This window comes from Sulfitobacter dubius (assembly GCF_027214245.1).
In the GTDB taxonomy this organism is placed as follows: Bacteria; Pseudomonadota; Alphaproteobacteria; order Rhodobacterales; family Rhodobacteraceae; genus Sulfitobacter; species Sulfitobacter dubius_A.
Genome location: NZ_JAPWHM010000006.1, coordinates 35,724 through 59,227, shown reverse-complemented (window position 1 = coordinate 59,227; position 23,504 = coordinate 35,724). Strand labels below are relative to the sequence as shown.

The 23,504-nt window shown below is 62.0% G+C and carries 21 protein-coding genes; 6 read left to right on the top strand and 15 right to left on the bottom strand.

Annotation, left to right across the window (positions count from 1 at the left end; all coding sequences use genetic code 11):
• Positions 1-89 precede the first annotated feature (89 nt).
• On the bottom strand, positions 90-1,160 hold the full coding sequence (locus O4H31_RS15835) for an alcohol dehydrogenase family protein (RefSeq protein WP_269347334.1): 1,071 nt from the start codon (positions 1,158-1,160) through the stop codon (positions 90-92).
• Positions 1,161-1,233: 73 nt separating this feature from the next.
• On the opposite strand from O4H31_RS15835, the gene O4H31_RS15830 reads away from it, so the two are divergent.
• From O4H31_RS15830 to O4H31_RS15820, 3 genes are read left to right on the top strand one after another with little or no spacing between them, the layout of a single operon-like run.
• Positions 1,234-1,773: a TetR/AcrR family transcriptional regulator gene (locus O4H31_RS15830; RefSeq protein WP_269347332.1), complete on the top strand. Its 540-nt coding sequence runs from the start codon at positions 1,234-1,236 to the stop codon at positions 1,771-1,773.
• Positions 1,774-1,809: 36 nt separating this feature from the next.
• The gene (locus tag O4H31_RS15825; RefSeq protein ID WP_269347330.1) at positions 1,810-2,397 is read left to right on the top strand and encodes a TetR/AcrR family transcriptional regulator; all 588 of its coding nucleotides are present in this window, start codon (positions 1,810-1,812) and stop codon (positions 2,395-2,397) included.
• Positions 2,394-3,329, top strand: a complete 936-nt coding sequence (locus O4H31_RS15820) for a DMT family transporter (RefSeq protein ID WP_269347328.1) — start codon at positions 2,394-2,396, stop codon at positions 3,327-3,329. The genes O4H31_RS15825 and O4H31_RS15820 overlap by 4 nt, the downstream gene beginning before the upstream one ends.
• Before the next feature lie 8 nt (positions 3,330-3,337).
• Here the strand turns inward: O4H31_RS15820 and O4H31_RS15815 are convergent, their stop codons facing one another.
• The 7 genes from O4H31_RS15815 to O4H31_RS15785 form a co-directional block, all read right to left on the bottom strand.
• Positions 3,338-4,297 carry a 2-hydroxyacid dehydrogenase gene (locus tag O4H31_RS15815; protein ID WP_269347326.1) on the bottom strand — a complete coding sequence of 320 codons (960 nt, stop codon included), beginning with the start codon at positions 4,295-4,297 and terminating at the stop codon, positions 3,338-3,340.
• A gap of 3 nt (positions 4,298-4,300) precedes the next feature.
• Positions 4,301-4,462: a hypothetical protein gene (locus O4H31_RS15810; protein ID WP_269347324.1), complete on the bottom strand. Its 162-nt coding sequence runs from the start codon at positions 4,460-4,462 to the stop codon at positions 4,301-4,303.
• A 10-nt stretch (positions 4,463-4,472) separates the two neighbouring features.
• Positions 4,473-5,828, bottom strand: a complete 1,356-nt coding sequence (locus O4H31_RS15805) for an amidase (protein WP_419723610.1) — start codon at positions 5,826-5,828, stop codon at positions 4,473-4,475.
• Positions 5,818-7,236, bottom strand: a complete 1,419-nt coding sequence (locus tag O4H31_RS15800; RefSeq protein WP_243261476.1) for a TRAP transporter large permease — start codon at positions 7,234-7,236, stop codon at positions 5,818-5,820. The genes O4H31_RS15805 and O4H31_RS15800 overlap by 11 nt, the downstream gene beginning before the upstream one ends.
• Positions 7,233-7,817: a TRAP transporter small permease subunit gene (locus O4H31_RS15795; protein WP_093928097.1), complete on the bottom strand. Its 585-nt coding sequence runs from the start codon at positions 7,815-7,817 to the stop codon at positions 7,233-7,235. The genes O4H31_RS15800 and O4H31_RS15795 overlap by 4 nt, the downstream gene beginning before the upstream one ends.
• Before the next feature lie 74 nt (positions 7,818-7,891).
• Positions 7,892-9,022 (bottom strand): TRAP transporter substrate-binding protein, encoded by a 1,131-nt coding sequence (locus O4H31_RS15790; RefSeq protein WP_269347319.1) that lies wholly within the window; start codon positions 9,020-9,022, stop codon positions 7,892-7,894.
• Between the two features lie 231 nt (positions 9,023-9,253).
• Positions 9,254-10,201, bottom strand: coding sequence for an SDR family oxidoreductase (locus O4H31_RS15785; protein ID WP_269347317.1), 948 nt, complete (start codon positions 10,199-10,201; stop codon positions 9,254-9,256).
• Positions 10,202-10,355: 154 nt separating this feature from the next.
• Here O4H31_RS15785 and O4H31_RS15780 point away from each other — a divergent pair, with 154 nt between their 5' ends.
• Entirely contained in the window at positions 10,356-11,249 is an 894-nt protein-coding gene (locus O4H31_RS15780) for an AraC family transcriptional regulator (RefSeq protein WP_269347316.1), read from the top strand.
• A 38-nt stretch (positions 11,250-11,287) separates the two neighbouring features.
• Here O4H31_RS15780 and O4H31_RS15775 read toward each other — a convergent pair whose 3' ends face one another.
• From O4H31_RS15775 to O4H31_RS15745, 7 genes are all read right to left on the bottom strand, one after another.
• The gene (locus O4H31_RS15775) at positions 11,288-12,427 is read right to left on the bottom strand and encodes a M20/M25/M40 family metallo-hydrolase (RefSeq protein ID WP_269347314.1); all 1,140 of its coding nucleotides are present in this window, start codon (positions 12,425-12,427) and stop codon (positions 11,288-11,290) included.
• Positions 12,428-12,498: 71 nt separating this feature from the next.
• Positions 12,499-13,671: a M20 aminoacylase family protein gene (locus tag O4H31_RS15770; RefSeq protein WP_269347312.1), complete on the bottom strand. Its 1,173-nt coding sequence runs from the start codon at positions 13,669-13,671 to the stop codon at positions 12,499-12,501.
• Positions 13,668-15,353 carry an ABC transporter ATP-binding protein gene (locus O4H31_RS15765; RefSeq protein WP_269347309.1) on the bottom strand — a complete coding sequence of 562 codons (1,686 nt, stop codon included), beginning with the start codon at positions 15,351-15,353 and terminating at the stop codon, positions 13,668-13,670. Before O4H31_RS15765 ends, O4H31_RS15770 begins: the two co-directional genes overlap by 4 nt.
• Before the next feature lie 3 nt (positions 15,354-15,356).
• The gene (locus O4H31_RS15760) at positions 15,357-16,244 is read right to left on the bottom strand and encodes an ABC transporter permease (RefSeq protein WP_067625113.1); all 888 of its coding nucleotides are present in this window, start codon (positions 16,242-16,244) and stop codon (positions 15,357-15,359) included.
• A gap of 1 nt (position 16,245) precedes the next feature.
• Entirely contained in the window at positions 16,246-17,187 is a 942-nt protein-coding gene (locus O4H31_RS15755) for an ABC transporter permease (RefSeq protein ID WP_067266948.1), read from the bottom strand.
• Between the two features lie 115 nt (positions 17,188-17,302).
• Positions 17,303-18,913 (bottom strand): ABC transporter substrate-binding protein, encoded by a 1,611-nt coding sequence (locus tag O4H31_RS15750; RefSeq protein WP_269347301.1) that lies wholly within the window; start codon positions 18,911-18,913, stop codon positions 17,303-17,305.
• 34 nt (positions 18,914-18,947) lie between these two features.
• Positions 18,948-20,522: a M81 family metallopeptidase gene (locus O4H31_RS15745; RefSeq protein ID WP_269347299.1), complete on the bottom strand. Its 1,575-nt coding sequence runs from the start codon at positions 20,520-20,522 to the stop codon at positions 18,948-18,950.
• 153 nt (positions 20,523-20,675) lie between these two features.
• Between O4H31_RS15745 and O4H31_RS15740 the strand changes: the two genes are divergently transcribed.
• Positions 20,676-21,482 (top strand): IclR family transcriptional regulator, encoded by an 807-nt coding sequence (locus O4H31_RS15740; protein ID WP_269347297.1) that lies wholly within the window; start codon positions 20,676-20,678, stop codon positions 21,480-21,482.
• 205 nt (positions 21,483-21,687) lie between these two features.
• Positions 21,688-23,106, top strand: a complete 1,419-nt coding sequence (locus O4H31_RS15735; RefSeq protein WP_269347295.1) for an amidase — start codon at positions 21,688-21,690, stop codon at positions 23,104-23,106.
• Positions 23,107-23,504: the final 398 nt, after the last annotated feature.

The window sequence follows — 23,504 nt, the reverse complement described above, 5'->3', positions numbered from 1 at the left end:
AGGGGGTGAGTCAACGATTAAATCAATCTAATTTACTTATTGGCGAGGAAGAGCCGCTTGCCCCTGGGGCAAGCGGCCCATTTTCGCGTTCAACCGGCCACCGTGATGCCGATCTTTCCCATGTGGGATTTCTCAAGAAAGGCTTCTTGCGCCTGTTTAAGGTCTTGCAGCGCATAGCTTTCCGCGACGACAGGGCGAATTTCTCCGCGTTCGATATACCCCACCAGATCGGCAAAAACGCTAGGCGCCTGCCGCGTGCTGCCCATCAAGGTCAGGTCCTTGAGGTAGAGCGTGCGCAGGTCCAACTCGACGATCGGCCCGGCAATCGCGCCCGAGGTCACATAGCGCCCGCGCGTCACCAGCGCATCAAGCAGCTTGGGCCAGCGCGCCCCGCCAACAAGGTCGAGCACCACATCAAAGGCATCCTCCGGCAGCGCCGCCTCCCGGTCGAGCGTCTCATCCGCGCCGAGCGCATTCAGCGCCTCCATCTTGCCGGGACTGGTCACCGCCGTCACATGTGCCCCGCGCCGTTTGGCCAGTTGCACCGCAGCCGAGCCGACGCCGCCAGAGGCGCCGGTGATCAACACACGCTCCGCCCCCAAAGCCGCGCGCTGGATCATCCCTTCGGCAGTCGAAAAGGCGCAGGGAAAAGAAGCGAGCTCAACGTCCGTGAGGGTGCTGTCGATCCGCAGCGCATTGCTGGCCTCGGCGGTGGCATATTCAGCAAAACCGCCATCCCGTTCCGATCCGAAGGTGACCAGATCATCCGGCCCCGCCCCTGCAGGGCTATACATGGGACGGATCAGAACCCGCTCGCCAATCCGCCCTTGATCGACGCCCTCGCCGACGGCCACGATCTCTCCGCAGCAATCGGCGCCTTGGATGCGCGGAAAGCTCAAGGCGCCGGACCATCCGCCATCGGCGTCTGACGCGCCGTCGTAGCCCTCGCTCGCCGCCGACCCGGTGTCGCCTCGCACCGCTTTCGAATACCAGCCCGTGCGCGTGTTCACATCCGTGTTGTTCACCGCCGCCGCGCCGACGCGGACCAAAACCTCTCCGGCTGCGGGCTTTGGCACCGCAACGTCTTCGCGCCACTCCAGCTTGTCCAAGCCGCCGTGGCCGGTCAGCAGCATGGCTTTCATCGTTTCTGGTAGGGGCATCGCTTCGGCTCCTTCGGGTGTAGAATGATTACTCTACTTGCGTAGGTAGAGGGAGCCCTCTACATCGTCAAGCATGACAGATACCCAAAGCAAAATCGCCGCCGGGCTTGAGCGTGCCTTTGCCGCCCGCGGCTTCGCCGAACCCAGCGTCGAAGACCTGCGCGATGCCGCCGGGGTAAGCCTGCGGACCCTTTATAAATACACCCCTTCCCGCGCTGAAATGGTGCTGGCGGCATTGGAAAATCGCCAACAGCGGTACCTCGCGCTGGTCTTCGACGATCTACCGCAGGCACCCGCCGACGCGCTGGAGGCGATCTTGGCGCGTGTCGGGCAGTGGATGGAAACGGAAACCTCTCACGGCTGCCTGTTTCATGCCGCCGTCGCCGCCGACCCCGGCAGCGACAACCTGCGCGCCCTACTGACGCGGCACAAGGCCGAGGTCGCGGCCAAAGCCGCCGCGGCCACCAATCTGGCGGGGGCCGAGACGGCGCTATTGCTCATCATCGAAGGGCTCACGCAGACCTGGCCGCTTCGGGGGGCGGAGGCCGTGACCGCCGCGCAGCGCTTGGCGCAGGCGCTGTCGCGTCATCCAGAGACTTGCGTGGGGACATAATTAGGTATACCGGTCTACCTACCGGCAGGAGAGACCATGGCAAAGACCCCCAGACAACGCCCCGCCCACGATCGGCTGATGCAGGCCGCGCAGGAGCTGTTTTACAACCACGGCATCAGCGCCACGGGGATCGACGCCATTGTCGCCCGTGCGGGCGTGGCCAAGAAAAGCCTCTACAACAACTTTTCCTCCAAAGCCGATCTAGTGAGCCAATACCTAGAGGCGCGGCACGCGGAGTGGCTTGCGCTTTACGCCGCGCGGACCGCTGCCGCGCAGACACCGCAGGCGCGGGTCTTGGCCGTCTTCGACGCCTATCAGGATCATGCAGAATGCGCTTATAAGCGCGGCTTTCGGGGATGTGGCCTATTGAACGCGGCGGCAGAGCTTGAGGCAGGCGATGCCGGGCGTGACGCGGTGCGCCAGCACAAAGAGGAGGTGGAGCGCATCTTGGCCCAGCACCTTGCCGAGTTATTGCCCGAGGCCCCGGAGCGCGCCGCTGCCACCGCCGCGCATCTTGCGTTTCTGTTGGAAGGCGCGATGGCCCGCGCCGGGCTTGAGGGTGACAGCCGCCAGGTGCGCACGGCGCGCGCGATGGCCGAAGATATGCTAAGGACGCTTACGTGATACAGGGCCACCGCTGGGGCGTGATCGCCATCCTTTTCGCCGCCGTCGTCTGGGGTACCACCGGCACCGCCGCCACCTTTGCCCCCGACGTGAGCGCCGCCGCCATTGGTGCTGCGGCCATGGGTCTGGGCGGGATCGCGCAGGCCCTTTGGGCCGGGCGGGGCATCCTGAACCAGCGTGCGCGGCTCTTGCAGCAGCGCCGTCTGCTGGTCATCGGCGCAGTGGCGGTGGCGGTCTATCCGCTGGCCTTTTACGGCGCGATGCGGCTGGCGGGGGTGACGGTGGGCACGGTCATCACAATCGGCTCTGCGCCGCTGCTTTCGGCGCTGATCGAATACGTGCTGGATGGCCGACGCCTCACCCTGCGCTGGTCTCTCGGCGCGGCGGTGGGGCTGATCGGCATGGGGCTGATCTGTTTGGCCGAAGGTGCTGCGCACGGTCAGGTGGTAGGCGGTTCCTCGGTGCCTCTCGGCGTTTTGCTGGGTCTGATTGGTGGCCTTACCTATGCGCTGTATTCGTGGAGCGCGCGGAGGATGATGCTGCAAGGAACAGGCTCCAAGATCGCGATGGGCGCCACCTTTGGACTGGGTGGGCTGCTGCTGATGCCGGTGCTGCTGGTCTCGGGCGAGGCTTTTCTGGCGTCATGGAACAACGCCGCCGTGGGGCTTTATATGGCCGCCGTGCCGATGTTTCTGGGCTATATTGCCTTTGGCTACGGCCTTGCCCGGGTAGAGGCGAGCACGGCGACCGTCATCACCCTTTTCGAACCGGTCGTCGCAGCCGTGCTTGCTGTTTTAATCGTGGGCGAACGCCTGCCTCCGCTTGGCTGGATCGGTGTGGCACTGGTGATTGGCTGTCTTGCCATCATCACCCTGCCCTTGCCGTCACGGCTGCGTCGCGCCGCGCCCGCACCGCCGCCGGGTGTCGTTTGAAAGGATGCCTACAACTGGTCCGGCGGGGTTTCCCCTCGGAAAAAGTGATCGAGATTATCAAGCGCCTTAGAACCCATCGCATTGCGGGTGGCGACCGTGGCGCTGCCGACATGGGGCATCATCATGACGTTGTCATGCGCAGCAAAGGCCGGGTTGCCGCCCGGCTCGGTCACAAAACAATCCAACCCCGCCGCGCCAACATGGCCCGAAGTGAGCGCGTCGAGCAGCGCCGCCTCATCCACCAAATTGCCCCGCGCGGTGTTCACGATCACGCAGCCCTTGGGCATCTGCGCGAGGCGCGCAGCGTTCAAGAGGCCAATGGTTTCGGGCGTGGCCGGGCAGTGCAGCGACAGGAAATCCGACACTGCCAGCAGGTCGTCCAACGCTGCGTGATAGGTCGCCCCCGCCTCCGCTTCCGTATCCAGTCGACGGCGGTTGTGATAATGGATCTCCATATCCAGCCCGCGCGCCTTGCGGGCAAAGGCACGGCCCACGCCGCCCATCCCGACGATGCCAAGCCGCGCGCCGGAAAGCTGCTTGCCCACCAGCATCGCAGGCGACCACGACTGCCACTGCCCGCTGCGCACCAGCCGGTCACCCGCCACCGCATGACGCGCCGCACCCAGCATCAACATCAGCGCCAGTTCCGCCGTAGCATCCGACAAAACGCCGGGCGTGTTCGTCACGACAATACCCCGTTCCTTGAGGCTTGGCAGATCGCAGTGATCCACGCCGACGGAGTGGTTGGCGATGATCTTGAGCCGAGGGTCAAGCTGCGCCACGACCTCCGCGCTGAAATGCTCGGAATGGCAGGGGATCATCCCATCCACCCGCGCGCTCATCGCGATAATGTCTTCGGCACTGCCGGGTTCGTCGGCGGGATCCCAGATCACCTCATAATCACGGCGCGCCCGTTCAAGCGTGGCGTCCGAAAGCTGTCGGGTGATCCAGATGACGGGTTTGGCCATGGGTCAGTCCCGGTCTTTCCGACTGGAGGTGAAGAAATCATAGGCCACGAAGGCCAGTGTCACCGCGACGATGATGATCAGGTCGATGCTGGGCACCTCTATAGCAAGGATCAGCAAAAAGACCGCAATCGCGGCAAAGGCGAAAAGGGCAAGCAAGCGGTTCATGTTTCAATCCTCATTGGGTTGTTCCGTCGGCCCAGTCGAAAAGCCACTGGGCGCTGCGCATCAATCGTCCGTCTTGGCCGTGACCGCCGACCAGTTGCACGCCCATCGGCAGCCCGTCTTCCGAAGTCATCAAAGGCACGTTCACACAGGGGCTGCCGCAGAGCGTCCATAGCCCGTTGAAAATCGGATCGCCGGTCGTCTCCAGCCCGCGCGGAGCGGGGCCGGTGGCGGAGGGACAAAGGATCGCATCGCAGCGGGTCAGCAACTCCTCCAGCGCGGCGGTCAGCACCTTGGGCAGGTCGCGGGCCGATTGATAATCGCGGGCCAGTACCTTGTTGCCCGCCTCCATCGCCTCGCGGGTCGCAGGCGACAGCAGGTCGGCCCCATCTCGCAAATAGGGGTAATAGTGATAGGCCATCTCGGCAAAGTTGATGCGTTTGCGCGCCTCGGCCGCCCCGTCGAAGACCGACGGCAGGGGCAGCTCAAACGCCTGATCGCCAAGTGCTGCGACCAATTCTTCGAAAGCCGCGTGAAGCTGCGGATCGGCATCCTCCCACCCCGGCGGGCGAACGAAACCAAAGACCGGCGGGATCGGCGGCGCGGTGGTGGTCTGCGCCAAAAGCGCGGGCGTGGGGGCAAGGGTGGTGGCGCTGTCTTCGGGATCATGGCCGAATAGCACCTCGGCCAGCAGCGCCGTACCGGCGGGATCACTGGCAAAGACACCAATGGTGTCGAGCGAGGGCGATTGCGTCAGCACCCCGCGCCGTGGGATCGCGCCGAAGGTGGGTTTATACCCCGTCACCCCGCAAAAAGACGCGGGCCGGATCACCGAGCCACCCGTCTGCGTACCGATGGCCAGCGGCACCATTCCATCCGCCACCGCCGCAGCCGAGCCTTGGGACGAGCCGCCGGGGGTATGGTTTGGGTTGTGCGGATTGGTGGTCTTGTTCGGATGCATGAAGGCCAGTTCGGTCGTGACCGTCTTGCCCATGATGATCGCGCCCTCGGCCTTGAGCCGCTCCACGATGAAAGCATCGCGCAGCGGCACGCGCCCCTTGTCATGGGCCGCGCCGTTTTCCGTGGGGATGCTGCGGGTGTCGATGACGTCTTTCAGCCCCACCGGCAGCCCATGCAAACGCCCCAGCGGCCTGCCTGCCCGGCGATAGCTGTCGAGCGTGCGGGCCTGCGCGCGGGCAAACTCGGGATCGAACCATGCCCAAGCGCCGACCACCTCCTCGCGCGCTTCGATCCGCGCGATACAGCTTTCCACCAGCGCCAAAGCGTCGAGCGCGCCGCTCGCCAAGCGGTCGCGCAGTTCGACCACGCCGAGCGCTGCGGCGGCTGTCATCTTTGCCTCAGCCCCCATAGAACAGCTCCGGCAGGTAGAAGACGATCTGCGGGAAGACATACATTAGCACCATCGACAGGATGACGCAGAACAGGAAGGGCATGACCCCCGCGAAGATCTGTGTCAGCCGTAGTTCCGGCGGGGCGATGCCCTTGAGATAATAGGCTGACATGGCCATCGGTGGCGTTAAGAAACTGGTCTGCAGATTCAGCGCCACGAGGATGCCAAAGAACAGCGGGTCGATCTCAAACACCGCCAGCAGCGGCAGGAAGATCGGCACGAAGATGATGATGATCTCTGACCATTCCAGCGGCCAGCCGAGCAGGAAGATGATGAGCTGCGCGAGGATCAGGAACATGATTGGCGAGAGGTTCAGCGATTGAACGAACTCGGAGATCACATGCTCGCCCCCGAGGTAGGAGAAGACTGCCGAGAAAGTGTAGGAGCCGACAAAAAGCCAGCAGACCATCGCCGTGGTGCGCACCGTGAGGTAGACACTCTCGCGCATCCGCTGCCATGTCATCGCGCGATAGATGAAAGCGAGGAAGATACCCCCAAGCGCGCCGATCGACGCCGCCTCTGTTGGGGTGGCGAGGCCGAAGAGGATCGACCCCAACACCGCGAAAATGAGGAAGGCAAGCGGCAGGAAGGACGTAGCGATCATCAACAAGAGTTTGCCCATCGGCATGTCCGGCACCTCATCCGCTGTGGGACGTGGGGCCGAAGACGGCTGCAAGAGCGAGCGACCGATGATATAGACTAGGTAGAGCCCGACCAGCGTCAGCCCCGGCAGCAGCGCCGCCGCATAGAGCCGCACGATGGAGACGTTCGTTGCCGCCGCATAGACGATCAGCATGATCGAGGGCGGGATCAGGATGCCCAGCGTCCCGCCCGCACAGATGATGCCTGCCGCGAAGGACGGATCATAGCGTGCCTTCAGCATCGCGGGCAGCGCCAAGAGGCCCATCAGCGTCACTACGGCACCGACGATCCCGGTGGCGGTGGCGAACAGTGCACAGGTGATCAGCGCCGCGACCCCCATCGAACCGGGGATGTTCTTGGACGCGATGTTGAGCGTGGTGAACAGACGGTCCACAATGTTCGACCGCTCGACGATATAGCCCATGAACAAGAATAACGGCACGGCGGTCAGCACTTCGTTCGACATCACCGTAAAGGTCTGGTTCACGAAGAGGTCGAATATTCGGTTGTTAAATAACCCCTCGAACCACGTCGACCATTGCTCCCAGGGGCCGGCGGTTTCCTCCAGCCGGTCAAAGCTGCGCCACATGCGGCGCGCGTCGAAATAGGCGTAGTAGCCAAAGCCGATGCCCATCGCCATCAGCGTGAAGGCAATTGGGAACCCTAGGAAAACAAAGACGATGAACAGCCCAAGCATCATCAGGGCGATTTGCGGATCGGTCATGTGAGATGGCCCTTTTCGGCCTTATTGGCTTCGCGCATCATGAGGTCTTCGGTCTCAAAGACGTCTTCCTCGGCTTCGAGCCAGTAGTTGGAACGTATGGCGATAAGACAGCGGCAGACCTGCGCAATGCCTTGGATGAACAGCAGGATTCCCGCCGCCACGATGATCGCCTTGAATTGATAGATCGGCACGCCCGCCGGGCTGTTGACCGACACTTCGCCATATGACCAAGACCGGGCGGCGTATTTCCACCCCGCAAGGATCAGCGCCGTGACCCCGGGGAAAAAGAAGATGATATAGAGCACGAGGTCGATCATGCCTTGGGTGCGCGGCTGGAACAGCCGGTAGAGGAAATCCCCTCGCACATGCCCGCCACGCGACAAAGTATAAGCCCCGCCCATCATAAAGAGTGTGCCATACATGATGAAGGACACATCCAGCGCCCAAGCGGTCGGATTGTTCAGCACATAGCGCACAAAAACTTCGTAGCCCGTGCCGATGGACATCAGCAAAATGAGCCAAGCGAAAGCCTTGCCGAACCATGCGGAAAGGTTATCGGCGAACCGAATGAAAGATATCATGATGTCCCCAATGTCTCGTAGAGCCCCCGGCGCATGGTGGCGCCGGGGGCCTCATTACTTGCGGGTATGCGTGATCACATTTTGATCTTGCCGGGGAAGTAATGCTCGTAAGCAAGCCCGTAATCCGGCGAGTTCATCAACTCGTAATAGGCCACGCGGTCGACCCATTCGCGCTGACTGTCGAGGGTCTTTTTCATGAAGGGGTCAGATTCCAACTCGGGGATCAACTCATCCCATGCTTTAAGCTGCGCATCGAGGATCTCTTTCGAGGTGCGCCGGACGTTCACCCCTGCTTCATTCTGCAGGAACTGCAGGTCAGCCGAGTAGCGGTCCATCGCCTTCGCCGTGTTCGCGGTCGAAACCGCTTCCACAGCGTATTTGAGGATCGCTTGAAGATCAGGGTCTAGGTCTTCGAGGAACATCTTGGAGAACAGGAACTCAAAGCTCTCAGACGCTTGGTGATAGGACGACAGGTAGTAGTTCTTGGCCACGTCCTGTGCGCCGAAGTCCTTGTCCGACGACGGGTTGTTGAACTCAAAGGCATCGATCACGCCCCGCTCCATCGCGGGTACAATTTCACCGCCCGGCAATTGTGCGACCGACATGCCCAGCTTGGCCATCAGATCGGCGGCCAGACCCACGGTGCGGTATTTGAAGCCTTGCAGGTCGTCGACCGTATTGACCTCGTTCTTGAACCAGCCGAACGGCTGCGCGAACATCGGGAAGCCCATGTAGCCGACAACGTCGAGGCCCATGATATCCTGCGTCAGTTCGTTATAAAGCTCCTGACCGCCGCCTTGGTAGAACCACGACAGCATGGTGGTGGCAGAGCCGCCGAAGACCGGGCCGGTGCCAAAGAGCGATGCGGCCTTGTTCTTGCCGTACCAATAGACGGGCACCGAATGCGCCGCGTCGATCAGACCGTCGTTCACCGCATCGAGCACCTGAAACGCCGCCACGACCGCGCCCGCAGGCAGCACGTCGACCTTCAGACGCCCGCCCGACATTTCCTCGACCCGGGTCGCGTAGTCGCGGGCAAAGTCTTGCCAGATGTTGGCGTCGTTCCACGACGTCTGCATCTTGATGACGATCGGCGCTTGCGCCAACACCGCCGGTGCGGCCAGCATGCTCCCAGTAGCGGCCCCCCCAGCAAGTGCGGACTTCGTCAGGAACGAACGTCGATTGAACTTTTTAGTCTCAGTCATGTTTCCTCCTCCCAGAGTGGCCGCCCCTTTGCTTACTTCGAAATACGCTATTGGTCGGGCGACCCGAGATCAGAGACTAACCGAATGATCTCGTTTGGCAAGAATTGTCCGCTAACGACACATCAACTGCAACTTTATTGTGCAATTGACTTGCCAAACGACACTCTACGCCGGGGCAAAGTGTGCCTGATTTCGCAAGGTCTGGCGGGGCAGCTACATGCCCCGCCCCCCTCACACGTCCCAGTGAAATCCTGTCTCTTCTTCGGACCGCTGCCAGAGTTTGACCATCGTGGCTTTGTCATAGGCATAGGGTTCCAGCGATCCGCGCCCAACCGGGCCGACCATCTCCATCCGGCCTGTGGGCCCGTAAAGCGCGCGCTGCGCCAGCCCGTCTTCGGTGGCGCACATGACCTCTGGATAGGCGCCCCGCTCTGCCGTTTGAACGATCGGCAGTTTCGACATGAGCCACCACGTGAACCGCGTCATCAGGCCACCGCTGGTGCTGATCAAAGAGGTGGCCGAGGCACCGGGGTGACAGACAAAGACTTCAACGTTCTTTCCCGCCCGCGCGACGCGGTCCTGCAATTCATAGGCAAACATCATCTGCGCCAGCTTGCTCTGACTATAGGCGGAGTTGGCGCGGTAGTTTTTGTCCCAGTTCATGTCGTCGAACTGGATGGTGCGCAGGCCCATCTTGTAGCCAAGGCTCGCCACCACCACGATCCGGCCCGCGGTCTCTTCGATCCGGTCGAACAACAAGCCGCAGAGCAGGAAGTGGCCGTAGTGATTGGTGCCCAACTGGCTTTCATGTCCCGCCTTGGTCAACCGGCGGCTCGGCACCTGCGCGATGGCGGCGTTGCAGATCAGCGCATCGATCTGGGGAACATCGCTCAGAATCGATGCCGCAGCGCTGCGCACCGTGTCCAGATCGGCCAGATCCATCCGAACAAAGCTGACCTGCGCCGCCGCGCCATATTCGTCTTTCAGCTTTGCCACGGCCTCCGCCGACCGCTCTGCACTGCGGTTCAGCATCACGACTGCGGCACCTTTGCTCAGCAAGGTCCGCGCCGCCTGAAAACCGGCCCCCACATTGGCCCCGGTGATCACAAAGGTCTTCCCCTCCAGCCTGCCAATCCGCTCAGGGGTCCAGCCGTTCGCGCCGAAAGTCTTGTCTGCCATGGTCTTGCTCCTTACCGTTAAAGAGGCATCGCGCCCCGTTGACCTTGCAGATAAATCTCACCCCCCGGGGGAAACAGGCCAGATCGTCGCGATTACTTGCCTGATCCTCTCACTCCTATTGCTTTCATCAAACATGCGGCCCTAGATTGGCACCATGAGCAAAGAGCAAATCCGACATATCATCGAACAGCACAGCCAGCGCGACGGCTTGACCGAGACCGGCATCAAGGGCGTTCAGCTTTTCCAAGCGACCAGCGCGATCCCCTGTATGCCAGCGGTCTATGAACCCTGTGTCATTGCCATCGTCAGCGGCGCCAAGGAGGCCGTTTTGGACGGCAAGCGCTATGTCTATGACGACAGCCGCTATATGTGCTGCCCGATGTCGATGCCGGTCAAAGCGGGCACGCCAAGCGCGTCACCCCAAACCCCGCTTTATGGCGTCTTGATCGCCCTAGATGGGCGTTTGATGGCCGAACTATCGCTGGAAATGGAAAGCGCGGGAAACCTCATCCCCCCCGCCCCCGGCGACCTGCGGGCGGAGGGCATCAAGCTGGCCGCATGGGATGACGCCTTCTCTGACGCGCTGCTGCGTCTGTTGCAATTGGGTGAGAGCGAGACCGACCGCGCCGTGCTCTCCGATGCGCGCCTGCGTGAGCTTTACTATGCTATTCTCAAAGGGGAGGCAGGGGTCTTTGCGCGACGCGCCTTTGGGGCGGGCAATGCCGTTGCGCGGGCGATTTCGCATGTCGCCGCCCATTTGGATGCGCCCATCTCTATCGACGATATGGCCCAACGCGCCGGGATGAGCCGCGCGGTATTTCATCGTAAATTCAAAAAGGTAACGACGATGTCGCCGATTCAATTCGTCAAATCCATGCGGCTGAACAATGCCGCCGTGAAAATCGCAGGCGGGACCACGGTCAGCGAGGCGGCGATGGGTGTGGGCTATGTTAGCGCCTCGCAATTCAGCCGGGAATTCAAGCGCATGTATGGCCAATCCCCCCGCGAATGGAGCGACGCGCAGCAGATGGCCGCCGGGCTGGCGTAGAGGGAACCGACAGCCCCCTCTTGGGCCTTGATCCCTCTTTAAGGTGTCAGCCGACAGAACAGACCCGCCGCCAGCTTGGCTCGCTCGGTCAGGCTGTCGATATAGATATGTTCTTGCAACGTATGCAGCCCCTTGCCGCGGACGCCGATGGAATCCAGCGTCGGCAGGCCCAGAAAACCGGTAAAGTTGCCGTCCGATCCGCCCCCGGCAGAGCTTCCGGTGATCTCGATCCCCAGTTCGCCCCCGATGTCTTGGGCAAGCTTCAGCATCGCCATCGTGCCGGGCTGATCGGGCTCCCAAACCGGGCGGGTGACGCCGCGGCGGATTTCCATGATCACGTCGCCCTCGTCCGAGTTCAGCGCCATCATCTTTTCCACGCTTGCGTCGAGTTGTTCTTGCGTCTTGGCCATGCTCAGCACCTCGGCATCGCAGACCGAGGACACGCAGTTGACCCATTGGCCCGCGTGAAAGACCCCGAGCGAAAAGGTGCAGTCTTCGGTCGTCATGCCTTCGATCGTGCCCACGGCCTTTGCCATCTCAGCGATGGCCGAGCGGCCTTCAGACAGCGCCCAGCCCGCGTGACTGGGGCGGCCCCGCGTCTGAAGATTGAACCGCGCGATGGCATAGCGCCCGATCACCGCGCCGCCGTCGGGGCGCGCGGGTTCGGGGACGAGGATGTATTTGTGGCGCTTGGCCTCTTCTTCGATCAGCCGGCGGGTGGCGGGGGTGCCGATTTCCTCATCGGGGGTGAACAGCACCGTCACCGGCAGCGGCGTCTCGACCCCGGCGGCCAGCAGTTTGCGCAGCGCATCAAGATAGACGTAATTGCCGCCCTTCATGTCCATCAGGCCGGGCCCATAACAAATCTCGCCTTCGCGTTTGTAGGGCAGTTTGGCCAATGTGCCGATGGGGTGAACCGTGTCCATATGGCCCAGAAGCAGAATGCCCCCCTCGCCCGCCTTCGGATGAGGCATCTCCGCCCGCAGGCTGTCGCCCAGCCCCATCGGGCTTGGGATACGCTCGGTCCGCGCGCCCAAGATCGCCAGTTCGTGCTGCACCACATCCATCATGCGGTTCACCGCCGCCCCGTCGAATGTGGGGCTTTCGGTTTCGATCCAAGGGCGCAGCCCGGTGAGCATCTCTTCGGTATCAAAGGGCAAATCGAGCGGGTTGGTCATATTCAAACTCCTTTTCTCCGCCGCACGACAGCAGGGCGAATGGCTTAAATTAAGCGGGTGAGTGCAATAGCTTAGATGCCGACCTTCGGCAGGCGCGTCTCAACGATCCGCGCATAGATCGAGGCACCGACAGGCAGAATGGCGTCGTCCAGCACGAAGCCGGGGTTGTGCAAGGGCACACTGCCCGCATGGCCCACCCGGCAATAGGCGCCCGGCACGACTTTCAGCATATCGGCAAAATCCTCCGACCCGCTAGCCTGTTCGGTCGAGACATGGGCGTTCTCGCCGCCCACCACGCTGGCGGCTGCTTCGACATAGGCGGTGGTCAATTCGGGGTCATTCATCAACACGTCAAAGACATTGCGGATGTCGACGTCGATCTCGATTCCATAGGCCGTGGCCATACCTGCGCAGAGTTCGCGCATCCGGGCCTCAGCCATTTCGATCACGTCTTCATGGAAATAACGGATCGTGCCAGCGATGGTGGCGGTGTCGGGCACCACGTTATAGGCCGAACCTGCGTTGAATTTAGTGACAGACAGCACGATTGGCTTGGTCGGCGGGGTGTTGCGGCTGACGACGGATTGCAACTGCTGCACCAGCGCCGTGCCGATGACGATGGGGTCACGCGACTGATGGGGCATGGCGGCGTGGCTGCCGGTGCCCTTGACGGTGATATCAAAGAACGCCGCCCCTGCCATGGCCGCACCGGGGGTGACATTGACCATACCCGGCTCCGAGTTTGGATCGTTGTGCATGCCGTAGATCTCGTCACAGGGGAATTTCTCGAAGAGCCCTTCCTCCAGCATCCGGCGCGCACCGCCCAAGCCTTCTTCGGCAGGTTGGAAAATCAGCACCACGGTGCCGTCGAAATCGCGCGTTTCCGCCAGATAGCGCGCGGCCCCCAGCAGCATGGTGGTGTGGCCGTCGTGGCCGCAGGCATGCATCCGCCCGGGGTTGGTCGAGGCATAGGGCACGCCGGAATCCTCGACAATCGGGAGGGCGTCCATATCCGCACGCAACCCCACACGGCGGTTGCCGCCGCCCGCGCCCTTGATGATGCCCACAACCCCGGTGCCGCCCAGCCCTTCATGGACCTCATCCACGTCGTAGGCGCGCAGCTTTTCGGCCACGATGCCCGCGGTGCGGACCTCTTCGAACCCCAGTTCGGGGTGGGCATGGATGTCTTGGCGGATGGCGGTGAGATCGGCGGCGAAGGCTTCGATCTTGGGAAGGACGGTCATGCGGTGGCTCCTGTCGTCATGGCGGCGCTGCCGAGCGCGCGATAGTTGGCAAAATCCCAATGGCGGCCCGGTGCCGCTTCGATCAGGTTGCGGGTGTAGTCGTGATGCGGATTGGCCAGCACATCGCCCGCGGGGCCATATTCAACAACCTGCCCGCGCTGCATGACCAAGACTTCGTCACAAATTTGCGCGGCAACGCGCAGGTCATGGGTGATGAAAAGCATGGCCACGCCGAACTTCTCTTGAATGTCATCCAAAAGGTCGAGCACCTGTGCCTGCACACTCACATCGAGGGCCGAGACGGCCTCATCCGCGACCAGCAGATCGGGTTTCATCGCCACCGCCCGCGCAATGGCGATACGCTGGCGCTGCCCGCCTGAGAACTGATGCGGATAGCGGTCAAGCGCATCGCGCGGCAGGTCCACCAGCTCCATCAGCTCGGCCGCATGGCGCATCGCCTCTTCGCGCGGGGTGCCGAAATTGATCGGCCCCTCGCAAAGGCTGCGCGCCACGGTCCAACGCGGGTTAAGCGAGCGGTAGGGGTCTTGGAACACGATTTGCAAATGCTTGCGGTGGTCGCGCAGCTGACGGCGGGAGAGTTTGGCGATCTCGGTCCCCGCGACATTCACGCTGCCCGCTGTCGGGTCGATCAGCCGCATGATGGCCCGCGCCACGGTGGATTTGCCCGAACCGGACTCCCCCACGATGCCCAGCGTCCGCCCCGGTTTGATGGTAAAGCTGACATCCTGCGCGGCCTTGACCCCTTCGCTGCGGCGCAGGAAGCCGCCGCCGCCATAGGTCATGTCGAGCCCGGCCACACGCACCACCTCGTTCTGCGCCGCCGCCGCCCTTGCGGGGCGCGGGGTGAGGTTTGGCACGGCAGTCAGCAGGGTGCGGGTATAGTCCTTTTCCGGCTTGGTCAGCAGCTTTTCAATCGGCGCGCGTTCGACGATCTTGCCCTGCTGCATGACCGTCACGGTATCCGCGATCTCGGCCACCACGCCCATGTCGTGGGTGATGAAGAGCACGGCAGTGCCGTGGCGCTCTTGCATCTCGGCAATCAACTTGAGGATCTGCAACTGCGTGGTCACGTCCAGGGCCGTTGTCGGCTCATCCGCGATCAGCAGATCAGGGTCGAGGATCAGCGCCATGGCGATCATGATGCGCTGGCGTTGCCCGCCAGAAAGCTGGTGCGGGAAGGCCGAGAAAATGCGGTTCACATCCGGCAGATGCACCTGATCCATCATGTCGAGCGTGCGTTTCTTGGCCTCGGACTGGCTGAGGTCACTGTGCATGTTAAGCACTTCCATGATCTGCTCGCCCACCCGCAGCACCGGGTTCAGCGCGGTCATCGGTTCTTGGAAAATCATGGCGATGCGCCGCGCGCGCAGCTGGCGCATCTGGGCGTGGCTGGCGCTGGTGATCTCGAAATCATCCAGCGTGATGCTGCCGCCCTGTACCTCTAGGGCCGATTTCGGCAGCAGCCCCATGGCCGCCAGCGAGGTCACGGATTTGCCCGAACCGGATTCACCCACCAAGCAATGCGTTTCGCCCGCCCGGATCGTCAGGTCGATGCCGTCAATCACCGGTTTCGCCTGTGGCCGCCCGGCCAGCCCGATGCGCAGATCGCGCACTTTGAGCACCTCACGCGCCTCCGAGAAGTCTTTGTTCTTGAACTGCATCTCTCAGCCCTCCCGTTTCTTCATGCGCGGATCGAGCAGATCGCGTGCGGTGTCGCCCAGAAGGTTGATCGACAGGATGCAAAGCGACAGCAGCAGACCCGGCCAAAAGATTAGCCCCGGCTTGATCTGGAAATAGGTCCGCCCCTCGGCCATGATGTTCCCCCATGTGGGGATCTCGGTGCTGACGCCCGCGCCAAGGAAGCTCAGGATCGCTTCAATCAGGATCGCCGAGGCACAGATATAGGTGCCCTGCACGATCAGCGGTGCCATGGTGTTGGGCATCAGGTGCTGGATCAGGATTTTGGGCATGGAGGAGCCAAGCGCGATGGCGGCCTCGACATAGGGTTCCTCGCGCGCTGAAAGCACGACAGAGCGGACCAGTCGCACCACGCGCGGCACCTCTGGCACGGTGATGGCGATGATCACCGACCCAAGGCTCGGCCCGTTCAGCGCGACCAAGGCAATCGCCAAGAGGATCGCCGGGATCGCCATGAGGCTGTCCATGATCCGCATGATAATGCTATCGGCCATGCGGAAGAAACCAGCCACAAGGCCGATGGCCAAGCCGATGGCGACGCTGACCAGCGCCGCGCCGACGCCAATAAGCAGCGACACGCGCCCGCCCACCATCACGCGGGAGAATGTGTCCCGCCCGTAAGGGTCGGTGCCCAGCAGAAACTCCTCGGACGGTGGTTTGAGCCGCGCGGCTGAGTTCATCGCCAGCGGGTCATAGGGCACGTAGAGTGGTGCCAGAATGGAGGCCAGCACGATGGTTACAAGGGTCAGAGCCGCCAGCATAGGGCCGATACCGACCCTTGCGCCTGCAGGCAGGGAAAGCAGTCCGGTCAGCACCTGAAAGGCGCTGTGACGGGATTGGGGTTGCTCGATCATGTCAGTACCGGATCCTTGGGTCGAAGAATGAATAGGAGACGTCAACCAAGAGGTTCACGAAGACGTAGATGCCCGCGGTAAGCAGGATCATCGCCTGAATGACCGGGTAGTCGCGCGCGAGGATCGCATCGACCGTCAGACGCCCGATGCCGGGGATGTTAAAGACGCTCTCCGTCACCACCACGCCCGAGATCAGCAGCGCGAAACCGGTGCCGATGATGGTCAGGATCGGCACCGCGGCATTGCGCAGCGCATGGCGGAACAGCACGACATTCTCACGCACGCCCTTGGCGCGGGCGGTGCGGATGTAATCTTCGCCCAGCACTTCGAGCATAGAGGCCCGCGTCATCCGCGCGATGAGAGCCACGTAAATCGTGGCCAGCGTCAGCGAGGGCAGGATCGCGCGCGAGAAGAACGGCCCGATGCCCTCCGAGGGCGCCTTGTAGCCCTGCACCGGCACCCAACGCAGTTCGATCGCGAAGATTTGGATCAGGATATAGCCGATCACGAAGACCGGCACCGAAAAGCCCAGCACCGAGAAAGACATCACCAGAAAGTCGACCCATGTGCGGTGACGCCAAGCGGCGATCACCCCCATCGGCACCGCCAGCAGGACGGAGATCGTGATGGTCATCAGCGCGATGTTGATGGTCGGTCCCAGCCGGTCGCCCAACATGCCCGCCACCGAGGTATTCGACAAAAGCGATACGCCCAGATCACCGCGCAGCAATTGGCCGATCCATGTGAAAAACTGTGTCAGCAGTGGATCGTTCAGACCCAGACGGTCACGGATCCGCTCAAGCTGTGCGGGGGTGGCGGCATCGCCGGCAAGAATGGCTGCCGGATCACCGGGGGTGAGACGCAGCAGGAGGAACACGAAAATGGCGACGATCAGCATGACCGGGATCGTGGCCAAGACGCGCTTCAGGATATAGACGAGCATTTTCCGGAAGGTCCCTTTCGGCGGAAAGAAGGCAGTCCCGAAGTCGGTTCGGGGCGCTGCCTGCGTGCAGAGGTGACGGTGGAGAGCGCGCCGGGCGCGCTCTCCGAGGGCTGGATTACTCCGCCTCTTTGGTCATGTTCCAAAACACCGGCACGGGCGACGGCAGCATGTTCTGGATCGTGTTGCGGCGCGCCTGCGGGATCAGATATTCCCCCATCATGATGTAGTTGACGTTATCCATGACATGTTTCTGGATCTCGACAGCCACTTCCTTTTGCGCCTCGGGCCCTTCGGCCTTCATGAACTTCGCACGCAGCTCTTCGATCTCGGGGTCATCGGGCCAGCCGAACCATGCCTCGTCACCACGGCCACTGACCATCACGTTGGTCAGCGGGTCCGAAATCTCGGGCACCATCCAGTTGGTGAAGAACATGTTCCAGCCGCCCTCAGAGACCGGGCTTTGCTGGGCACGGCGCTGCACGACCGATTGCCAGTCCATCGACTGCATGTCGACTTCGAAACCCGCCTCGCGCAGGGCTTGGGCGGCCACCACCGGCTGGTTGATCAGGCTGATCACATCCGTCGGCGCCATCAGCACGATCGGCGTGCCGTCATAGCCCGCTTCTTCGAGCAGCGCCTTGGCCTTTTCCGGGTCCGCGCCACCGGTCACGATCTCTGCATCCGCTTCGTTGCCCAGAGGGGTCGAACAGCCAAAAATCGCGCCGCAGACGTTGTAATAGGCCGGGTCGCCCTGCATCGTTTGCAGCATGGATTCTTGATCCAGTGCCGCCATGGCCGCCTGACGGACCAGCTTATTGTCGAAGGGCGGGTGCAGGTGGTTGGGCCGACCGATGGTCACATAGCCAAGGTCATCGCGCGTCTCGACCGTGACCTCGGGGCTGCTTTCGAGGATCGGCAGCAGATCAATCTGCACCTGTTCGAGATAGTCGATCTCCCCCGCCGAGAGCGCGTTGATCGCGGTCAGCGCGTCGGGCATCGTGGTCCAGACCACACGGTCGACATTGACGACCTTGCCACCCGCCATCCACGAGGCTTCTTCGTCGCGTGGGACGTAGTCGTCGAACTTCTCATAGGTGACGTTCACGCCGGGCTCGTATTCATCTTGGTTAAAGACGAAGGGGCCGGAGCCGATATACTCCGTGATCGTCTCATCCGCCGAGGTTTCGGCCACGCGCTTGGGCATGATGAAGGGCGGCACGGCGGATTGTTTGGAGATCACCGACAAGAGCGGGCCGAAAGGCTCGGTCAGCGTCCAAACGATGGTCTTCTCATCGCTGGCCTCAAGGCTTTCGGTCACGTCAAAGATCAGCTGGCCACCGCCATCACGTTTGCCCCAGCGTTTCAGAGAGGCCACAACATCTTCGCCGGTGACCGGCGCGCCGTCATGGAACATCAGCCCTTCGCGCAGGGTGAAAGTATAGACCAACCCGTCTTCCGAGATTTCCCAGCTGGCCATCTGCGGCTGCGGCTCAAAGTTCTCGTCTACGGCGGTCAGCACGTCATAGACCATGTAGCCGTGGTTACGGGTGATATGCGCGGTGGTGATGACCGGATCAAGAACCCGCAGGCCCGAGTGCATGACCGCCGTGATGGTCGTTTCGCCATCCTGCGCCGCCAGAGAGCCGGGCGCCAAAAGCGCCGTGGTGGCGGCGAAGGCGGCGGCAAGTCCGCGCGACTGTTTCAGTGCGGATCGTAGAGGTATCATGTGGTTTTCCCTTGTTGAGTGATCTTTTGATTTTTTATTGGGCCATGGCAGTCTTGCCGCCATGGTCAGGTGGTGCAGAAGGTGCACCGTCGGTCCCGAACCGGGGACCATCTGGGGACAGCCGAAGCCCAGCGCGCAGGCGCGTGAAGGGCAAATCAGCCGGATTGAGGGGCATCGGCCCCGGCGCGCAGGCGACGAGGATGTCGCGCGCGATGGGGGCAAAGTCTGCGCGGAAATGGGTGGAACTTTTGACCACCAGCAGGTCCATCTCTTCGGGCGGGATGCCGACAAAACGAAACATTTCGCGGTCGGCCATCTGGGCAATGCGGCTGGTTACGACGACATGGACCCCGCCGATGCGCAGACATGCAGAGAGGCCGAGATTCAGCGCCGTGCCGCCATAATAGGGGCCCGTCGCGCGCAGCGTCCCGTCAGACAGATGCATCACGGTGGCCGTCGTCTGAAACGGGGCGTCCTCCGTCACGCTGGCATGGCCGCCTAGGGCGACATTAACTTCGGCCCCGACCCCGGCATGATGGGCCGCTTCGGCGGCGGCGGGGTCAACGATCAAACCAATGGCTGCATTCTGCGCCTCTGCCTTGACCAAGGCGCGCAACATGCCGGTGGTCGCTGAAACGCCCCCTGCGCCGGGATTGTCTTGTGTGTCGGCGATGATGACAGGCCCCCTGCCCGGCCCGGCGGCGCGGGAAAGCGCCTCTGCCACCGCTGCGTCGGGGTCATAGGCTTCGTTCTTTAGAAAAGCGGGCGCTGCCGCTTCATAGGACGCCGCAAGCCTGTCGGCGGCGGCATCTGCGTCGGCCTGAGTTTCGCCATAGGCCACGGCCACTGGGCCACAGTCCGGTATATCCGCGGCTGGAAAGCCCATGAACAGGCTGGCCGATAGCGCCCCGGCAGCCTCGCAGGCAGCAACACCCTCATAGATCTCGCGCCCCGGCGACATTTCGGTCGATTGAAACGGGATCGGCACCAGATATGACATCTGGCGAAAGGCCTTGGTCGGGCGCAGGCCCGTGGTCATGATCCGGTCAAGATGGCGGGCCGCAGCGGCGCCGGTTTCGGCCATATCCACATGCGGATAGGTGCGAAAACCGACCAGCACATCGACATTCGAAACAAAATCTTCAGAGATATTGCCATGAAGATCGAGCGCCGTGGCGATGGGCAAATCCGGCCCGACGACCTCGCGCAGACGGCGAACCAGCTCCCCTTCCCCGTCGTCGAGATGTTCAGCCACCATGGCGCCGTGCAGGTCCAAAAAGACCCCGTCGAGCGGCCCGGCATTTCGGATGCCTTCGATGATCTCACCGGCGATCGTCTCATAGGCGTCGCGACTTACATGGGCCGAGGGGATCGCCCCTGCCCAAAGGATCGGAACAATATCCCAGCCTTGAGCCCGCCCAACCCGCAGCGCGCCCGTCATGCCAAGATTGACCTCTTGGAAAGCGGGCAACATCGCCGCGCCGCGCATCATAGGGACATAGCCGCCGCCGCGTTGGAAAGCCTCCATATCCGCTGGATTTGGGGCGAATGTGTTCGTCTCGTGCAGAAAGCCCGCAACAGCCACCCGCAATCCAGATCCACCAGTCAAACCAACCTCCTAAACGTCTTAAGGGCCGCTATCGCCCTGTTTACACAAAATCGGGTTAGGTAATTTCTTCCATTGTGTATCGCCTGTCACTATAGATATAGTGCACAGCAAGCGTAAACCGCAATTTTACGATTCGTCAACAAGGTGTCATTCATGGACAAATATTTCCGGGTTGAAGCCCCACAGGCGGCGCACAATCAGGCAGATGATGATCGTTTGTTCGTTCGGGCAGCAGAGCGCGCAATGCAGGTGCTTGGGGCCTTTCACCATGCAACAGGTCCGCTGACCCTTTCCAGTATCGCCGAAAATGCGGGGTTGGACCGATCCGCGGCACAGCGGCTCGTGCATACGCTCACAAAGCTTGGCTATATCAGGCGAAGTGCAGATGATCGTGGGTATCTTCCTGGTGCCCGCTTGCTGGATCATGCGCACGACCTGCTCAGGCTCGACCCCGTGGTGCAGAAAGCGACGCCGGTACTGCTCGAATTGCGCAAGTCCTTGCGCGAGCGGGTCGATCTGAGCCTCTATGACGAGACGCGGCTGATCTATGCCCTGCGCATGCAAAGCAAGCGCGAGACCTTCTTTGCGACCCTCGTCGGGCACAGTGTGCCAACCTATTGTACTGCTGGCGGGCGCGCTGCTCTTTCACAGCTTCCGGAAGAGAAAGCGCGCGAGATCCTGACCCGTGCGACGCTGCAACCTTTCACCTCCAACACCAAAGTCGATCCCGAAGCGATCATGGCCGAACTCGCGATCGCGCGTGAAAATCGCTATGCCGTGGTTTGCGAGGAATATGCGCTTGGCGAGGTGGCGGTGGGCGCTGCCATCACGGATCGGGACGGCGCGCCGCTCTGTGTCATACACCTCGCGGGGTCTCTCTCCGAATACACTCCGGCTGAATTCGTCGCCAGGGCCGCGCCTTTGGCCATTGAAGCCTCACGCGCGATCATGGCGGGATGATCCTGTGCCGGCATGCATTCGCAAGGTCATACCCCGACGTCACGCCCTCCACGGTCCTCTCCGCCGTCAGGGTGCCTGCAAGTATTTAACGATGCCAACTTACCACCCTCAACCTTCTGATAGGGCTAGTCTTTTCGCTGAGAGGCTTGCGGTAGAATTGGCCCCGAACAGGCCGTGAAGAACGTTTGACACGAAAGGAATTGGAATGACTGACAGTAAACCGCTCTGGCAATGGAACGCGCAGGAAATCACAACCGCAATCCGCGCAGGAAAGATTTCGGCAGTGGAAGCGACCGAGGCCGCAATCGCACGCATGGAAGAGGCCAATCCGGCTCTCAACGCAGTGGTGGAGAGCCTTGCTGATGAAGCCCGTGCCGAGGCTGCCGCTCTTGATGCAAGCAGCGCGGCCAAGGGTCCGCTGCACGGTGTCCCGATCACCATCAAGATCAACGTCGATCAGAAGGGTCACGCGACAAGCAATGGCGTACCCGCTTATAAAGACAACATCGCGCCCGAGGATGCACCATTGGTGCGCAACCTCAAGCAGGCGGGCGCCATCGTGATCGGGCGCACCAATACGCCTGAGTTCTCCTTTCGCGCAGATACCGACAACCCGCTCCACGGGCGCACCTACAATCCTTGGGGGCGGCACCTGTCGGCGGGCGGCTCCTCCGGCGGGGCGGGGGCGGCTGTCATGGCGGGGATCGGCGCGCTGGCGCATGGCAACGACATCGGCGGCTCCCTGCGCTTCCCGGCCTCGGCCAATGGAGCGGTGACGGTAAAACCGGGTCTGGGCCGGGTGGCCGCATTCAACCCCAGCCAGAAGGCCGAGCGGGGCTTTTTGGCGCAATCCATGTCGGTGCAGGGCCTAATTGCGCGCAGGGCAGCGGACCTGCATCTGTCGATGCCCAGCCTGATCGCCGCAGATGCGCGTGATCCGTTTCACGTGCCCCTGCCATGGCGCGGCGAAGCAATCAAAGGCCCGATCCGCGTCGCCTTCACCCGCGATGATTTCGGCTTTGGCCTGCACCCGGACGTGGCCACCGCCCTCGACAAGGCGGCATCTGCGCTCTCCAACGCGGGTTATGCCGTCGAAGAAGTGGAGCCGCCCCTCGCCTATGAAATTGGCAAAAATGGGTATCGCGCCCTATTGGGCGAAGTGCAGGCCCTGATGGGCGAGGATATTCGCACCCATGGGTCCGACGATCTAAAGGCGATCTTTGAAAATTACTACACCGAATACCCGCCCTTCAAAGGCACCGAGCAGCTCGCCATGGTCGCCAAACGCACTCATTACGCGCGCGAATGGTCGATGTTCCTAGAGGACTACCCCCTCGTGTTGACCCCCTTCATGTTTGCCCCGTTCTTCACAGCCGGGCGCGACACCGAAGGTCTGGAAGGCGTCCGTGAGGTCTTGGGCACGGGGCTTTGGTCTTTCGTCATGAACTTTACCGGCCTGCCCGCGGGCAACATCCCCACGCATATCGCAGAGCTGCCCAGCGGACCACAGCCCATCGGCGTGCAAATCGCAGGCCGCCGCTGGCGCGAGGATCTTATCGTCGATGCCATGGCGGCGATCGAAGGCGAGATTCCTCCGGTCTGCACCAGATTGTGGGGCAATTGAGGCGATCATTGGGGTTGTAGCGTTCCGCTGAAACGGAGCGGCGGCAGCACCGATAGCGACCTGATCTAGCGGAACGAAATGAATGTCGCTGGCGCTTAAACGGCGCCAGTTTTCGCCAGTGTGACAGTTGTCAACGGCATCGGTTCATATTCACGCAAGCCCTCCGCAAGCGGGGCCAGCAGCGATTTTGATCAGGTGAAGTGCAGAGCCGTCTGCCCCTTGTAAAACTATACCAAGTTTTTCCCGCCACGAGAATTTGCCCATTTTTTGACATAGATATCAGCACCTTAAAAACACGTAAAAATGTCAAAACTCTAAGTTTTTCCCGTAACAAAGCTAAGTTCTTCCCGCTCCTTTGGAATGCCCGAACAAAAAAAAGGGTCCGCAATGCGGACCCT

Bases quoted from the DNA above. Each gene is read 5' to 3' on its own strand.
- O4H31_RS15800 (WP_243261476.1), bottom strand. From the start codon at position 7,236: ATGACCGATCCGCAAATCGCCCTGATGATGCTTGGGCTGTTCATCGTC.
- O4H31_RS15780 (WP_269347316.1), top strand. From the start codon at position 10,356: ATGAGCAAAGAGCAAATCCGACATATCATCGAACAGCACAGCCAGCGC.
- O4H31_RS15740 (WP_269347297.1), top strand. From the start codon at position 20,676: ATGGACAAATATTTCCGGGTTGAAGCCCCACAGGCGGCGCACAATCAG.
- O4H31_RS15815 (WP_269347326.1), bottom strand. From the start codon at position 4,297: ATGGCCAAACCCGTCATCTGGATCACCCGACAGCTTTCGGACGCCACG.
- O4H31_RS15790 (WP_269347319.1), bottom strand. From the start codon at position 9,022: ATGACTGAGACTAAAAAGTTCAATCGACGTTCGTTCCTGACGAAGTCC.
- O4H31_RS15735 (WP_269347295.1), top strand. From the start codon at position 21,688: ATGACTGACAGTAAACCGCTCTGGCAATGGAACGCGCAGGAAATCACA.
- O4H31_RS15750 (WP_269347301.1), bottom strand. From the start codon at position 18,913: ATGATACCTCTACGATCCGCACTGAAACAGTCGCGCGGACTTGCCGCC.
- O4H31_RS15830 (WP_269347332.1), top strand. From the start codon at position 1,234: ATGACAGATACCCAAAGCAAAATCGCCGCCGGGCTTGAGCGTGCCTTT.
- O4H31_RS15785 (WP_269347317.1), bottom strand. From the start codon at position 10,201: ATGGCAGACAAGACTTTCGGCGCGAACGGCTGGACCCCTGAGCGGATT.
- O4H31_RS15770 (WP_269347312.1), bottom strand. From the start codon at position 13,671: ATGACCGTCCTTCCCAAGATCGAAGCCTTCGCCGCCGATCTCACCGCC.
- O4H31_RS15760 (WP_067625113.1), bottom strand. From the start codon at position 16,244: ATGATCGAGCAACCCCAATCCCGTCACAGCGCCTTTCAGGTGCTGACC.
- O4H31_RS15755 (WP_067266948.1), bottom strand. From the start codon at position 17,187: ATGCTCGTCTATATCCTGAAGCGCGTCTTGGCCACGATCCCGGTCATG.
- O4H31_RS15805 (WP_419723610.1), bottom strand. From the start codon at position 5,828: ATGGGGGCTGAGGCAAAGATGACAGCCGCCGCAGCGCTCGGCGTGGTC.
- O4H31_RS15835 (WP_269347334.1), bottom strand. From the start codon at position 1,160: ATGCCCCTACCAGAAACGATGAAAGCCATGCTGCTGACCGGCCACGGC.
- O4H31_RS15810 (WP_269347324.1), bottom strand. From the start codon at position 4,462: ATGAACCGCTTGCTTGCCCTTTTCGCCTTTGCCGCGATTGCGGTCTTT.
- O4H31_RS15795 (WP_093928097.1), bottom strand. From the start codon at position 7,817: ATGATATCTTTCATTCGGTTCGCCGATAACCTTTCCGCATGGTTCGGC.
- O4H31_RS15765 (WP_269347309.1), bottom strand. From the start codon at position 15,353: ATGCAGTTCAAGAACAAAGACTTCTCGGAGGCGCGTGAGGTGCTCAAA.
- O4H31_RS15825 (WP_269347330.1), top strand. From the start codon at position 1,810: ATGGCAAAGACCCCCAGACAACGCCCCGCCCACGATCGGCTGATGCAG.
- O4H31_RS15775 (WP_269347314.1), bottom strand. From the start codon at position 12,427: ATGACCAACCCGCTCGATTTGCCCTTTGATACCGAAGAGATGCTCACC.